The sequence below is a fragment of the Filibacter tadaridae genome, from assembly GCF_900609045.1.
In the GTDB taxonomy this organism is placed as follows: domain Bacteria; phylum Bacillota; class Bacilli; order Bacillales_A; family Planococcaceae; genus Sporosarcina; species Sporosarcina tadaridae.
This window is the reverse complement of sequence record NZ_UXAV01000031.1, coordinates 114,261-129,977: the sequence shown is the minus strand read 5'-3', so window position 1 is coordinate 129,977 and position 15,717 is coordinate 114,261. Positions and strand designations below refer to the sequence as shown.

Genomic DNA, 15,717 nt, shown 5'->3' with positions numbered 1-15,717 from the left:
TCAGTAAAAGCCGAATCCATCCTTTATGCCTAGGCGAAGGATCGATTCGGTTTTCAAATTCAGTTGTGGAAACAGTTAAAATCCTTCCACTGGAAAGAGAGTGACGAGTGATGTCAAACGGGCTTGAAAGAATGCATCCTTTCGTCTTGTTTTTGTATTATGTAGCGGTTGGTGTCTTGGCGATGTATTTCAATCACCCCTTGTTTTTGGGGGTGGGTTGTATCGTTTTGATCCTTGTCAACTTGACACATGACAATGGCAAAGCACTAAAAAAATGGATTCCGATGCTCAGTGTAATGTGCGCTGTCATCATTTTGGTGAATCCTTTTATTAATTCCCGCGGGACGCATATTTTCTTTTATTTCCGCGGAAAGCAAGTAACGCTTGAGGCCACCTTATATGGTGCCGTCTTGTCGATGTCGCTTGTTCTCATTTTACTGATGTTCATATCATTCAACTTGATATTGAACGGCAATAAATTCTTATTTGTCTTTTCACGATTTTTACCACGTACGGCATTTTTGACTATGTTGGCCATCCGTTTTGTGCCACTTTTGAATAGAAGATTAGATGAAATTGCCGATGTGCAACGCGTGAAAGGCTTATCGATAAAGACGGGGACGATTCGTCAACGAGCAAAAAGCGGAATGGTGATTCTGCAAGTTTTGCTGACCTGGTCATTGGAAGAGGCGATCGAAACGTCCGATTCCATGAAAGCGCGCGGGTATGGAATCGGTAAACGCAGTCCTTATATTCCTTATCGATTGGCTAGGCAGGAAGTCGGTTGGCTCGTGACGCTTGCCGTTTTGCTGTTGATTTGTCTTGTTGGTGGGTTGCTTGGCTATGGAAAAATAATTATTTATCCCCAGCTTGGAACGCTTCAGTTATATCCAATTGACTGGATAGTGTTCATCAGTATGCTTGTGATTATGGCATTTCCGTTACTGATAGAAGGGAGAGAATTGCTGAAATGGAATTACTCGCTATGGAAAACGTCTCATTCGAATTCCCGGACGAGAACGTAAAAGTTCTTCAAAACATTGATATGCATGTGTCGGAAGGGGAATTCGTCGTCCTATGCGGGGCAAGTGGTTGCGGCAAGACGACATTGCTGCGCCTTTTGAAGAAAGAGCTGGCTCCTGTCGGTAAACGGACGGGAGAAATACGCTACGGTGGTAAGGCGATGGACAAATGGGATGACCGTACGTTGGTTGAGGAAATAGGCCTTGTTTCACAGGACCCCGACAATCAAATTGTGATGGATGAAGTGATGCAGGAAATTGTTTTCGGCATGGAAAACCTTGCTTATTCAAATTTTGAAATGCGCAAGCGGGTGGCGGAAATGGTTCACTTTTTTGGAATGGAAAATTTGTTGCAAACGAAGCCCTCTGAACTTTCAGGTGGGCAAAAACAAATGCTCAATTTGCTCTCCGTCTTGTTATTGAAACCGAAAGTTCTGTTGCTGGATGAACCAACATCGCAACTCGATCCGATTGCGGCAAAGGAATTAATCATGATGCTGGAACGGTTAAATAAAGAAATGGGCATGACAATTATTCTTGTTGAACATCGGCTGGAAGAGTTATTTGCTGTGGCTGATCATATCGTTATGATGGAGGCCGGGCAAATCATTTATGAAGGTATGAGCCGTGAATTGGTTCATTCGCTTTATATGACAGAAGATGAACGGTTCATCCCTTACATACCAAGTGTTTCACGAATGTACATGGAGTTTGACCAAATGCCTGTCGCTTCCCAAGTTCCACTTAATGTCAAGGAGGCGAGGGGATGGCTATCGACGCAATCTGCTCAACTTTCAAGTGGACATGTTCATGAGTCAACGACAGAGAAGAGGCAAGCCAATCCACTGCTTGCTGTGAAGGATGTGTATTTCCGCTACGGAAAGAAGGATAAATTTATTTTAAAAAGTTTTTCTCTTCAAATCAGACAAGGAGAGTTCTTCGCGCTAGTAGGGGGGAACGGTTCAGGTAAGACGACAGCTTTGAAAGCATGCATAGGTAGTCTTCGTCCCCAACGCGGCAATATAACGTTTGAGGGAAAAGAAATTACGAAGTTAAAAGGGCTTGACCTCGCGGGGAAGGTCGCCTATTTACCGCAAAATCCACGGACGTATTTTGTTCAAGATACGATTGGGAAGGAAATGGAGGACGCCGTTCAGCGATATGGGGTGGTAAATGGAGGAAATCGCATTACGGAGGTACTAGAGAGTTTCGGTATTTCAAACCTTCGCGAACGGCATCCCTATGATTGTTCGGGGGGCGAAATTCAAAAAGCTGCGTTGGCTTGTATGTTGCTTGGTAATCCTGAGATGTTGTTTATCGACGAACCGACAAAAGGGCTCGACCCGATTTCAAAGCAGCGATTCGCAGAAATAATAGCTGAACTTCATAAGCAAGGCATCACAATTATGATGGTGACGCATGATATTGAGTTTGCCGCACAAAATGCGGAGCGATGTGCAATGATGTTTGACGGAGAAATAACGGTGGATGGGACACCGGGACAATTATTCAAGGGCAATTACTTTTACACAACAGCGTTGAATCGCGCAACAAGACAAAGTTCAGTAGGTGAAGTATTGACGTTAGAGGAGGCGCGTATCCTATGGCGAAATCCAATCGTTATTTAATGGCTGTTTCAATCCTAATCGTCATCTTGTTGGTAGCGTCAATCGTTTTATTTCAATATAAAGCGTATTTGTTACTCAGTTTTCTTCTTATCGGCTGTATCATGCTGCCGATGTTCGCTCGTTTTGAAATGAAGGAAATCGGCGGCCGTGAAATTGTCATGCTTGCGATGCTTGCAGCCATAGCGGCGGTTGGACGTGTGCCGTTCGCAGGGTTGCCGAGTGTACAACCCACCACTTTTGTCATCATTATGGTAGGCCTTGTATTTGGAGCTGAATCAGGGTTCCTTGTTGGGGCAGTGGCGGCGATTGTATCCAACATCTTTCTAGGACAAGGACCATGGACCCCTTGGCAAATGTATGCATGGGGCATGGTCGGCATGACTGCAGGCTTATTACGGAATACGTGGTGGATGAGCAAACTCTGGGGCAAGTGTGTGTTTGGGTTTGTGTGGGGTTATTTGTTTGGATGGTTCATGAATATGTGGATCATTGTTGGTAACCTTGAAAGCTTTTCATGGGAGTTTTTCACAGGAATTTATGTGGCCAGTATTTACTTTGACCTTGCGCATGGATTATCCAATGTCTTTTTTCTACTTGTGTTCGGTGTTAGCTGGATGCGTATTCTCGAGCGTTTTAAGAAAAAATATGGATTGTTTGATTTTCAGAGGGCTTGATGTTAGATGCCTGTTCATTAATTTAGGGTACCAGGTTACAAAACAGTTTGGAATTGTTTTGTAACCTGGTACCTTTTTATTAAACGTTGTGAGGTTTTGGTGAAACGTTGTGAGGTGTGAAGAAAACGTTGGTAGGTTCAGGGATTACGTTGTGGGATTGACGTTTTATGTTGCGAGGTTGGTAAAATGTAACTTACGGAATTCCAGGTACTGCCACAATTTGAAGTGCACAAATGGTGTCAATAGCCCGGCACCCTAAGATTGTTCTCGGCGAAGGTGGCTTACAAACTTATATAGATATATTGTTTTTTGCAGTTATCGTGGCATGCATCCATTTATCCCGCATTAACGTGCAGTAAGACCCCTAACTTCAAGTCTTCGCGGAAACAAGAAGAATTAGTGGGAGATCAACTGCCCGAAGAGCTTGCGGATTAAAATGCGATTCCGCTTTAATGTCCGAATGGCTCGGGCCTTAAACAATAAGTGGGGGATGAGGTAGACTAAATAAGTGACGTCCTGTCGCAACGTCTGCACTAGCACGTCCTGTGCGTCGCCCCCCCACTGATTGAAGTTTCGCTTTATACGTTTTCGGCGGGTTGCTACGAATGCGGAAACCTACAGGTTTGTTGTTAATCACGATGAACGACTATGAAATCGAAATTCGAATTCCTCCATAAGTATCAAAGCTCTCCATAATCTTAACTACAAGAAGTGTGTTATGAGTCGGGTTCATCCAGTACGCACTTAAAGAATAACCATCGTTATCATCATACCAGTCGGTATCCAGAATATCTGCTCGCCCATAAACGTCACTAATTTCATTGTACATGACTACAAAAAAGGCTTCTAGGATATCCAAATCATATTGATTTTCTACTACATAATGAAAAACATTAATTGCTACTAATTTATTCCCTTGGAATTCATAACTTGTATCAGCTAAATACCCCAATACGTTAGCATTACTGAAATACAGAGTATTGGTGGTTTCATTCGAAAAATATCCGCCTGCTAAATTTTTTACTTGTTCCTTTGTCATCCCTAATGCTACTTTTCCTAATACTGGATACTGATTGGGTTCTGTTGGTTCTGTTGGTTTTGTTGGCTGTTCAGGAATATTCGGTTTAGCGAACGAAGCATTAATATTTTTAAAGTCCTTATTAATATACTTGTTTACCATTGGTACGAATTCTTCAGAAGCAACAGCAAAATTAAGATTAGCATATGCCTTATCATATCCACTGCTAGTAATACCAATTAGTTTACCACTGACATCAAACAATCCACCATCTGAACTACCGTGGTCAATATCTGCATTTATTTGAATTAGTGAAACGCCTTCGGGATTTCTAAATGAGCTGATAATCCCTTCTGAAACTGTGTTTTGTAATCCTTTTGGGTTACCTATAGCTATTACTTTTTCACCCTTAGATAGCCCTTTACTTGAAGGCCTAATGGATACACCTGATTCTGTAAATGTCTTTGTTGTTTTTAAAATAGCTATATCTTTTTTCGAGTCAGATTCTACAACACCAGCAACCTCAAATTTCGCACCGTTATTAAATGTAACAGTTGCCCTTGTTGCTTCATCAATTACATGATGGTTAGTTATAATTAAGCCATTGGCAATAACGACACCACTACCTTGACCAGTATCCGTTTCAATTAATACAACTTTCGGGTCATTTAACTCTACAACTTCTTTTGTGGAATAAACTTTTTCAGAATCTACTTTTCCAGAATCCATTGCGCGAGCAAGAAAAGCTGAAATTTGTCCACGTGTTAAAGTATCGTTCGGTCTGAAAGTATTGTCTGAATATCCAGTAGTAATTTTTGCCTGTACAATCTTCTTGATCGCTGAATAAGAAGCCATCGATGGCTTGACATCTTTAAAATTCGAACTAGAATCTACCTTTAAATCAAATGCATTTGCTAAAAAGATAGCCATTTGCCCACGATTCACTATTAATTTAGGTCTAAATGTACCATCCGAATATCCATTAATTATCCCTGCATTAACCGCTGAATTAATATATCCAGAAGATCTATTACTTTTTGGTACGTCTTTGAATTTAGTTGAGGTTTGAGTCCCATTGAGTCCAACTGCTTTTGAAACCATTACCGCAACTTCTTCACGTGTTACCTTGTCGTTTACGCCATATTTATCTTTCGCACTAATTACCCCTCTATCAAGAAGAAATGTGATTTCTTTATAAAAAGGGTGGCTTGCGGGTACATCTTTAAAAGTAGCGCTTGCTGCACTTACCTGTGTAACCAATGAAAATACAAGGCCTAAGACTATAAATATAGATAAAAAACGCTTCATGTAATTCCTCCTTTTACATTACCATGACATTTGTATTATATCATTAGTAATGTAAAAGGAATACTACTATTTTAAATTGTTTAACGACCGGGATAATTGCGAATGAATAGGTTACTATTAGTCCTAAATCATGAAAGTTTAGGCAACAACTTTTAGTTATTCTTCAACTATAGTCTCTTTGTAACTTTCAAACGGACTTTCCAACGCAATCCCCGAAACTACCCACGTTTCGCCAAAAAAACGCAACATTCTACAAAGCCCACAACATACAAATAGCGCCCCCCTGAAAAAAGACAGGCGGGCGCCATTTCTCATTTGCGTTAGTGAAACAAAACCACTTTTATCATTTATTGTCCAAAATCAAATCGTTCCAATATCGTGGATTCTACTTTAGAACCATCGAGCTTGATTGAGGTAAGCGCATATAGTTCTTTTGTCTCCTCTACATAAACCAGTCGATTTACTTTGCCATACACGCGCAAAGCAAAAGTAGGCTCAAGCGAGTCATATTTATAAACAGAAATTTGTGGTGAGCGATCAGCAAGGAACATTTGCTTGCCAAACTCATCGAACGTCATCGTACTGAAAGGAGTGGCCAACTTGCCAAGAGGAGCCAAATCCTTGGATGGGTCACTGCTTGATGCGTAAACTGTCCCGTCTCCATTATAAATAACCCTTCCGTCAGGAGACATTTGAATATAGCCTCTAAGTTTCATGGTGTCGAAGAAGCGAGACACCATTTCTTCCTTCTTGATAACCCCTGCTAGTAAACTATACGTATCAATTTTACCCGTATAGTGCGAAGTTTTCACTGAATAGATTTTATTTTGCGTTGGTGATAGTTCAATCAATTCTTGTTGTATACTATCAGCAGACGAAAGGTGTTCTGACGTTTGCCAGTTATACGTATGAAGCTCCGTATGTTGACCGGATCCAGATGAAACAATCAGGGTTTCATCATCAGCCACAGCAATATCGTAGGGTTCGATATTTACGTTTACTACCTTTAGAAAAGAAAGATCATCCGCATCGTAGACATTGATGAGTCCTTTTTGTGTCTCGATGAAGTTATACGGGCTTCTTTCTTGAATAAGTTGCGTGACGAAAATTTTATCGTTCTTGATGGCGAGCTTTTCTGCTGGATGTGTCAGTTTCACAACCTTTTTAGCTTTGGTTTCCAAATTTAGCAGTACGAGCGATTTTGACTCCTTATCAAGATAGTAAATGAATGGCTTCTTTGGATTTTTCACAACATCTATGATTGTTGCCTCCATGGGTAGGTCGACGACGGAATGCTTAACTTTTCCAGTGGACGGGCGGAAGTGTGGCTTCATGCTTCGCGCGAGGAAAGCTGAAAATTGCGCACGGTCAATCGGTTGAGTTGGTCGGAACGTTCTATCGTCATACCCAACGGTAATATTGTTCGCAGCCAATGATGAGATGAATGGGAATGCCCATGAACCATGGGATACATCTTTGAATTCGAACTCATTGACCCCTTCCAGTTTAAATGTATTCCCCAGTATTTTAGCCATTTCAGCCCGCGTGATTTTCCCGGTTGGATCAAATTGATGTTTACTTTTTCCATTAATAATCCCACCATTCACGGCGTGGGAAATTTCTTTATAGCCGAAACTGCTTGGACTCACATCATAGAATCCTGAGTCTTGCATTGGCGTCTCTGGCAAACCGATTGCGCGCATAATCATCACAACCGCTTGCGCGCGCGTAAGTTTTTCAGAAGGACGGAATGTGCCATCTTTGTAACCGTTGATTACTTTTTGGTCAGTTAAATAGTTGATTTCTTTTTTTAATCCAGATACATCAGAAAATCCTGCTGCTTTTACACTCCGAGTTGGAAGAGTAACTATGGAAAGGCTTAATGATAATACCATTAAAACCTGTAGTACTTTTTTCAATGAAAACATCCTTTCTAGTAAACTAAATTTATTATAGAATGGAATACTTTCTATTTCTCGTATCAAATGGCCTATAAAAGAGTACTAATTTTAGGCATCTGCATAATTAACGTTGTGAGGTCGTCGTCTAATGTTGCAGGGTTTAGAAATTATGTTGTGAGGTTTGGCGATTACGTTGCGAGGTTGGTGAAGCGCAAAGTTTGAGTGACTGTAACCGTAAACCGAATTTGAACAAAGGGTGAACGCCAAAGCAAATATCCCGTAAAAATGCTAAAATTACCTGAACTCAAGTTAAGCATTTTCTATCATTCATGCTATTATTCAATAAAGTGGTCAAAAGATGTACAAACAAGACAGTCCACTCTTTGAGATTTTTCCGATGCTGCCACAACAAAAACGTTCCGAAAATAAATGAACAGCTCTATTTGAGAGTAACCGCATTTTATTTATAGAAAAAGGATACGAAAACACGACGGTGAAAGAGATTGAACCCAGGGTATTTCCGCCGGACGTAATCATCCAATTCCGAGAGAGAACTAAAGTAAACTTCAACTCTAGAACATCTTAGTGATGGCGAATGTAAAGAAAAGGGGAATTTATTTTGAAACGTACAAATGAACAAGACTATAGTAGATTGAATCATTTGAAAAAAGAAGTGACAAGATTCATGCTGGCATATAAATTTGCATTAGATGAAGTGAGCACCAAAATCAATATCTTGGAAGAAGAATTTCAATTGATACATGAATACAACCCTATCGAACATATTAATACTCGTTTGAAAACACCAGAAAGCATTATAAAAAAAGCACTTCGTAAAAACGTTGAACTATCCCTACCTTCCATAAAGGAAAATATGCGGGATATTGCAGGAATCCGTATTAACTGTTCCTTTAACTCTGACATTTATAAGCTAAGTGAAATGATTCAAAAGCAAAAGGATATTGAAGTGATTGAGTATAAAGATTACATTAAAAACCCGAAGCCCAATGGGTACCGAAGTCTACATTTGATATTAAAAATTCCTGTGTTTATGTCAGATCGGGTGGAGCATGTCTTCGTTGAAATGCAAATCAGGACAATCGCTATGGATTTTTGGGCAAGTCTGGAACATAAAATCTTTTATAAATTTAATAAATCAGTCCCTGAAAAAATAACAAGAGAGTTGAAAGAGGCTGCGGAATCTGCCAACGAATTGGATTGGAAGATGGAGAATCTTCATAAGGAAATCAGTGAAATTAAACGAATGGATGAAGAATTTTCTACGACTCTCTTTAATGAAAAGAATGAATTCAATATCCCGCTTAAATTCCTGGAAATGATGAATGGAAATAGCAATACTACTCCGACTAAAATATAGCTGGTGTTTTAGTTCTCAATTAAATCGTAAGCGATATACGGTGCCTTTCACTCATACAAATATGATAGTTCAAATAATCAAGATATATATTTTGATATAAAGAATCCTCTTAACAACGCTCGGCGCTTGGGGATGCCTCCCGCAATCAGCCTGACAGAAGACCGCTGTCAGTCTTATTGCTTCGGCTACCCCAGTGAGGCTCCTTCGCTGGAGTTTATATTGAATCATTAGTTCAACATATATAAAGTGTGAGTGGCTGTCACCATAAAATGGTGTCTATTACAACCATATCGATTTAAAATAGCGAAGAAAAAGGCGACCATTCACTAGGAATGGTCGCCTTTTTCTTCTGCAAGTTTTACGGGCGCGTGATTGTTCCATCTCGATTGGTTATTTGTTCCACTAATTGAATGACTTACAGGATACCAGGTACTGCCATGGTTTGAAGCACTTAGGGTGCCAATATCCCGGCACCCTAAGTGGCAAACCTAAACGTTATGAAAATATAGCATTTGCATTACGTGCAGCAAAAACGCCAACCACCCAACGTTTAACCAAAACCCCGCAACACATCACCAAGCTCACAACATCAAACAAGCGCTTCCCTGAAAAGTCAGGTGGGTGATATTTGATGCTTGCATTATTGGGACAGAGCATTATTATCGTTTATTGTCCAAAATTAAAAGTTGACATGCTTGGAACCCTAGACTTTATCCGAACGATGAAAAAATGTTAACTATTTAGGTTCGTTGTGCCTAACTAATTAGGTCCAAATGCTCTTTTTATTAATTATTTAACTATTTTAAAAGTAATAGTTAGTAAGAAAGCACACTAAGTGTATAATATAGGGAGAAGAGATATTTAGTTTACAGCTATCTCTATCAATTACCGGTACTTTTTCTTAGTTATATATGGGGGGGATTCTCATCGGAAAATGGTTTGGGAAATGGGTATGTAAGCTGTCGGGATATCACCGGATGAGTTATTATTCAAATTGTTGCAGTCGTTGTGGATATGTAAGGAGAAATGACTCGATAATTTAGTAAGTGGGAAGTTAGTTGTGGAGCTCTTAATTCAAAAAGACATGGGAAACCCATCGATAAATCGTCGATGAGTCTCCTATGTCTTTGTTTATATTTCGGTGACTGTCACTCATTCACGGATTTTGGAGGCTTCGGAAAACCTAAGTGGATGAAATAAAAGTCGAAGCAACATCGAAAAGCCGACAAGACCATTGCGATTTGACAGCATTTTGGTTGTGAAGGTACCTGTTTTTGGGGGGATATCCATATAATCAAACCTCTCAACAAAAAACTACAACCTCACAACGTATTCGTCACACCTCCCAACATACTCCCCGAACCTACCAACGTTTTCTCCATGCCCCACAACGTTATACCAAAAACACGCAACTTGTGTGAATCACTCATAGGAACCTACGCCTTTTTTCATACAGTATATAAGTACTTATGATTTTAGAAAGGGTGGTGCGAAAAGTGGAAGAACAGAATAACAACTATTCAAATAAGAAAAAGCAACCCAATATCCTTTTCTTAATGGTTGACGAGGAACGTTTTCCATCTGTCTATGAAACAAAGGCACTGCAGGAATGGCGGAAAAAGCATTTAGTTGCACAAGAATGGTTGCGGAAGAAGGGAATGGAATTTTGCAATCACTATGCAGGAAGTACTGCCTGCGCGCCAAGTCGGGCAACTTTATATACAGGACAATATCCTTCGCTCCATGGCGTTACTCAAACGCCGGGGGCTGCCAAGGGATCTTTTGACCCGGATGTTTTTTGGCTTGACCCGAACACGGTTCCTACGATGGGGGATTATTTTCGGACTGCAGGTTACAGTACCTTTTGGAAAGGGAAGTGGCATGCATCAGCCGAGGATATCTTAATCCCAGGTACGCATGAAGCGCTACCGAGCTATGATCCGAAAACGGGTATTCCCGATAAGACGAAAGAAAAAATGTATGAAAAAGCGAATCGTCTTGATTCATTTGGCTATTCCGATTGGATTGGACCGGAACCTCATGGCACTGATCCACGAAATTCCGCTTCGTCTGCAGGAACCGGCACAAGTGGTCGGGACGAAGTGTTTGCTGCCGAAACGGTAGAGCTTATTAAATCGTTACATGAACAATCATCTTGTCATACTGACGAAAATCCTTGGTTTATCATGTGCTCTTTCTTAAATCCTCATGATATTGCGTTATACGGTGCGCTATCTGCAATTTTCCCGAACTTTAACTTTGAAGTCGATCCGACACTTCCTTACATTCCGCCAGCCCCGACAGCAAGGGAGTCATTGTTAACAAAACCATCTGCGCAGGGAAGCTACCGCACTACCTATCCAAAAGCGTTGCAACCAATTAATGACAATAACTTTTACAGACAATTGTATTATAGTTTACAAAAAAAGGTCGATGATGAAATGCTGAAAGTCTTAGTGGCTCTTGAAAACTCACGTTTCTATGAGAATACAATTATTGTATTCACGGCCGATCATGGTGACCAACTAGGCGCTCATGGCGGTCTACATCAAAAGTGGTATAACATGTATGAAGAATCCATCCATGTTCCATTGATCATTCATAGCCCAACGTTATTTAATGAAGGAAAATGTACGGAAATGCTAACTAGCCATGTTGATGTACTGCCCACATTGTTAGGATTGGCGGGCATAGACGCTGATTTAGCGCGGGAAAAGCTGTCGATTGATCACACAGAAGCACTTCCGCTCGTCGGCCGAAACTTGAAGCCGCTTCTTCACGGGCATAAGACCTGTATCGGTGCAAATGAACCCATTTATTTCATGACAGACGACGATGTCTTCAAAGGGTTGAATCAAACGAATGCCGTCACGGGCAAACCCTACACATCCGTAGTGGAACCAAATGATATCGAAGCAGTGATTACCACGCTTGAAACCGGTAAAAATTCAAGTGAAGAGATATGGAAATTCGCTCGTTATTTTGACAACCCACAGTTTTGGACGGAACCCGGTTGTGCCGATACCGTCGTAACTGGGTTAGATGACGGCTGCGAATCAACGATAAAAACAGAGCCGGTTCCGGAACAATTTGAACTATACAACCTAACTCAAGACCCCCTAGAAGAAAAGAATTTAGCAGATCCCGTATTCGCAACAACTAAATCAGCCATTATTCAAAGTGTTTTAATGAAGACACTTGAAGAACAATGCCGACTAAAAAGGATAGCACCCACAAGTGGGGACGTACCTGGTATGCCGGGGTGTGGTTGTAAAGGAGAAAAATTGTAGGTAATTATTTATGTGGAAAAACACTACAATTGCATATTAACGGTCAAAAAAGTTCAGATAAGTGCCTACTTACCTGAACTTCTTTGACTTTTCATGTAACTGTGTGAATTACTTGTTTTTTATTGCACAGTACACAATTCAATTATAATCCCACAGTATCCTCCACTCTCCTTGATCTTTTGCGACATATACTTCTTGTAGGAAACCGAACTTTCCGTATTTACCTTTATAGGTTTGAATGACAGTAAATTTGTATGCTACAGCAAATGGTTCCGATTCCTCAGACATCTTCCAACTCTTGATTTTACTATCTTCTTTTACTGTAAATTGGAACGTTTCGGCACCAAAATGGCCAATAAAAACATGGATACGGTCGCGCATAAACGCTGATTTACCCCATCTCTCTTTCATAAAAGGATGAAGTAGCTCCCACGAATCGGCAAAGTCTCCATTTTGTTCATGCGTATAAAACGCTTCTACTACTTTTTTTGTTTTGTAGCTCGGCGAAAGTAGATAATTAATACCGCCTATCAACACAAGTAAGGAACCTATTGATAGGATAACAATAAGAAGAGGTTTGTATCTGTTCCTTTTTCTCAACATCACTATCCCCTTTTGTTGAATTAAATGTCAGGTGCATGGATTATTCAGGCAATACACTGCATTTACAAGTTTATGAGTTGGGGATTAGATAAATGTGCGTTTATTTGGTTTCTATCGTTTTTTGAGTACCTGTGCATGGTAGTATTCAGACAATACACTACAATTACATATTTATAAGCTGGGGAGTGGGTAAGTACATGAGTGGCCGATTTCTATTGGTTTTTTATACAATTGCATGAATTGTTGGTTGTTGTTTATCGCACAGGTACGGACACAATTACTTTTTCAACCTCTCCAAAGCCGCCCGTGTTTTCGGACCATATATCCCGTCGATGTCGCTTGGTGTGTAGATTGATTGGAACCGTTTCAATGCATCCAGCGTTTTAACGCCGAAATAACCATCGACTCCATTATTTTTAGCGCCTTTTTCGGGATAAAAATAGACGGATGCTAATGCTTGTTGCATCGCTTTCACCTCTGCACCACTATCACCGTATTTAAGCACTTTTGTTGATGAAGGCGGTTTGGGTTTAGTAACCAGTTTTCCGTCCCTGATCTTTTCCAGCAACGCTATATTTTGTCCAGCTGTGCCGCTGTAATTATTAATGCCGTACTGTTTTGCAAGTTTTGCACGATTTGTAAAGCTAGAATCCATTCCGACCGAATTCATGTAATCAACAATCCCTGTAGTTTTAGGTGCCGTCGGTTTATTTGCGGATGGCTTGTTAACAGGTTTATCTTCGGTTGGAGCTGTGGAAATTCCGTTTTCAACGTCTTTTTTGAATTGCGCTCTCGAAATTCCCCATTGTGCCAAGTAAGTGTAGGGATCCGTGTGTGACGTGCCCCCTAGATGCCGCGTCACCCAATCATGTGTTTTAATGCCTGTCCTTTTATTGCTATCAAGTGTCTTAGGGATACTGTATTTATCTGCCATATACCGCAACAACCATACATAGCGTTTGTATGATTCGTCAAACTCCGCTTGCGTATCAACCCGTGATAGCTCGACTTGCGCGGGGGAATGGGGATTTAGGTGTCCTCCAGCACCATATGCCATAAAGCCATCCTCCGCGAGTTGGATGATTGCTTTGCTGCCTACAAAAAAATGTGTAAAAGCATTTTTCCAGTTGTTCGCCATATAGTTGACTTCTGCTTCAAGCGAATTATTTCCAGTGTTGTTTGCATTGCCTGATTCGTGGGCGACGATAATTGAGTTGGACTGTAACTTTATTTTAGGAACCGCAGATACGATACGTCTTTCAATTGGATATGCCATACTATTTCAACTCCTTTACCTTATTGTATTCCGCGCGGCGATGGGCCTTGCGGCTAATGCCATTGGATGCAGTGATTATCACCATAATGATGCAATCACATCTTTTTCTTTATATAGAGTGAAAGTGGGAAGGTGGATACAAGGTTTAAAAAGTTTATATAATGTTGAAGAATGGTAGCATGAGTGCTATCGTAAAGTAAATATTATAGAAAAGAATCAAAGATATGTATGAATCTCAGGGGTTTTTAATTATATACGAGGGAAACGTAAGGGGATTTGAAGAACGGTTGTCGGGCAATCCTGAACAATAAGTTAGAATAGGGAAAGTTGGGTATTGGTGTAAATTAGCCGACATATATGCTCGACAACTTACCATATTACGTTTTAATCCATACCCTGAAGAGCATAATGAAAGTGAATCTGAAGACGGTAAGGGCACTCCTTCGATAAAGCATATTAATAGGAATGTTGAATTTGATAACTGCACAAATTAAAACAAAGCGCAAAAGCCTAAATATGTCCCAACAAAATCTTGCGGATGCAGCAGGTATTCCAAAATCCACAATAGGACGAATCGAAGCTGGTATAACAAATCCTAAGGTGAATCCGTTACTGCAAATATCTAGAGTATTAGACACACCTTTTATAATTGACGGGACAAACGACGGTAATAATTCTAACCTTTATGTTGAACTGTAAAAATTGGTATGCTGTGCACGATCCTATTAAGAAAACACATGATAACCCGAAAAGTAAAAGAGGAATGCAGCCATATCAACAATTGACCGGCTTCCTTTTTTTCTTTTTTCAGGAGCCTCGTGCAAGACAGTACTCTGACAATACACTACAATTACATATTTATGAGCTGAGGATCAGACGAACGCGTGATTGTCCCATCGCCATTGGTTGTTTATGCAACTGCATGAATTGGTCGTTGTTTTTTGTTGCACACAATTACGCTATTATTTTTTCAAAAGTAATAAACGTGCGGTATAATTAAAAATAGCAGTAGGTGGAAAATGAATTAGAAAAAGGAGTTTTTTAAATGACGCTAAAACAACAACTGAAGGATTCGATGAAAGAAGCAATGAAAGCCAAAAACAAAGAAGAGTTAACAAGCGTTCGTTTGGTTTTAAGTACGATTCAGAAAAAAGAAATCGATAAAAACGATGGAGAAGAATTGACTGATGCGGAAGTAATGCAGATCATTCAAACGGAAATCAAGCAAACGCAGGAGTCTCTTGGTTTCGCTATACAGACAAATAAAACTGAAATGATATCAGATCTAGAGAATCGTAAGCAGTTTCTTACAAAATATCTACCTGAACAACTTAGTGAAGATGAAGTCAAAATAATTATAGCGGGCATCATCGAATCGAATGGTTTTTCCGGTAAGCAAGACATGGGCAAGGTGATGGGCCTTGCAATGGCCGAACTTAAAGGCAAAACAGAAGGCAGTTTGATCAGCAAGGTTGTTAAGGAATTATTGTGATAGAGTGCAGGATTATCCGTGCGAAAAAATGACATAAAAAAGTTTCTAGTCCTTTGATTGAGTAATCAATCGAGGGACTTTTTGCTGTTTCAACGCAAGAAGATTTTAAAATGAATCTGAAGGATTA

At 40.2% G+C, this 15,717-nt stretch carries 11 protein-coding genes; 7 read left to right on the top strand and 4 right to left on the bottom strand.

The features are described from left to right. The first annotated feature begins 110 nt into the window (after positions 1–110). From FILTAD_RS05800 to FILTAD_RS05790, 3 genes are read left to right on the top strand one after another with little or no spacing between them, the layout of a single operon-like run. Positions 111–1,025, top strand: a complete 915-nt coding sequence (locus FILTAD_RS05800; RefSeq protein WP_124069567.1) for an energy-coupling factor transporter transmembrane component T — start codon at positions 111–113, stop codon at positions 1,023–1,025. Next, positions 971–2,650 (top strand): ABC transporter ATP-binding protein, encoded by a 1,680-nt coding sequence (locus FILTAD_RS05795; protein WP_124069566.1) that lies wholly within the window; start codon positions 971–973, stop codon positions 2,648–2,650. Before FILTAD_RS05800 ends, FILTAD_RS05795 begins: the two co-directional genes overlap by 55 nt. Further along, entirely contained in the window at positions 2,626–3,324 is a 699-nt protein-coding gene (locus FILTAD_RS05790) for an ECF transporter S component (RefSeq protein WP_124069565.1), read from the top strand. Before FILTAD_RS05795 ends, FILTAD_RS05790 begins: the two co-directional genes overlap by 25 nt. 646 nt (positions 3,325–3,970) lie before the next feature. Here the strand turns inward: FILTAD_RS05790 and FILTAD_RS15785 are convergent. Beyond that, the gene (locus FILTAD_RS15785) at positions 3,971–5,650 is read right to left on the bottom strand and encodes an S-layer homology domain-containing protein (RefSeq protein ID WP_160117573.1); all 1,680 of its coding nucleotides are present in this window, start codon (positions 5,648–5,650) and stop codon (positions 3,971–3,973) included. A 347-nt stretch (positions 5,651–5,997) separates the two neighbouring features. Further along, positions 5,998–7,569 (bottom strand): S-layer homology domain-containing protein, encoded by a 1,572-nt coding sequence (locus FILTAD_RS05780; RefSeq protein ID WP_160117572.1) that lies wholly within the window; start codon positions 7,567–7,569, stop codon positions 5,998–6,000. Between the two features lie 667 nt (positions 7,570–8,236). On the opposite strand from FILTAD_RS05780, the gene FILTAD_RS05775 reads away from it, so the two are divergent. Both FILTAD_RS05775 and FILTAD_RS05770 read left to right on the top strand, forming a co-directional pair. Further along, entirely contained in the window at positions 8,237–8,929 is a 693-nt protein-coding gene (locus FILTAD_RS05775) for a GTP pyrophosphokinase (protein WP_124069622.1), read from the top strand. Positions 8,930–10,425: 1,496 nt separating this feature from the next. Beyond that, a complete protein-coding gene (locus FILTAD_RS05770) occupies positions 10,426–12,219 on the top strand; it encodes a sulfatase family protein (RefSeq protein WP_282432571.1) in 1,794 nt (597 codons plus the stop codon). A gap of 138 nt (positions 12,220–12,357) precedes the next feature. Here the strand turns inward: FILTAD_RS05770 and FILTAD_RS05765 are convergent, their stop codons facing one another. Together FILTAD_RS05765 and FILTAD_RS16170 are read right to left on the bottom strand one after the other, a co-directional pair. After that, positions 12,358–12,822 carry a hypothetical protein gene (locus FILTAD_RS05765; RefSeq protein WP_148085387.1) on the bottom strand — a complete coding sequence of 155 codons (465 nt, stop codon included), beginning with the start codon at positions 12,820–12,822 and terminating at the stop codon, positions 12,358–12,360. Between the two features lie 277 nt (positions 12,823–13,099). Continuing rightward, entirely contained in the window at positions 13,100–14,098 is a 999-nt protein-coding gene (locus FILTAD_RS16170; RefSeq protein WP_124069561.1) for a peptidoglycan-binding protein, read from the bottom strand. 474 nt (positions 14,099–14,572) lie between these two features. Here FILTAD_RS16170 and FILTAD_RS05755 point away from each other — a divergent pair, with 474 nt between their 5' ends. Further along, on the top strand, positions 14,573–14,797 hold the full coding sequence (locus tag FILTAD_RS05755) for a helix-turn-helix domain-containing protein (protein WP_238988158.1): 225 nt from the start codon (positions 14,573–14,575) through the stop codon (positions 14,795–14,797). Positions 14,798–15,143: 346 nt separating this feature from the next. Beyond that, positions 15,144–15,590, top strand: coding sequence for a GatB/YqeY domain-containing protein (locus FILTAD_RS05750; RefSeq protein ID WP_124069559.1), 447 nt, complete (start codon positions 15,144–15,146; stop codon positions 15,588–15,590). Positions 15,591–15,717: the final 127 nt, after the last annotated feature.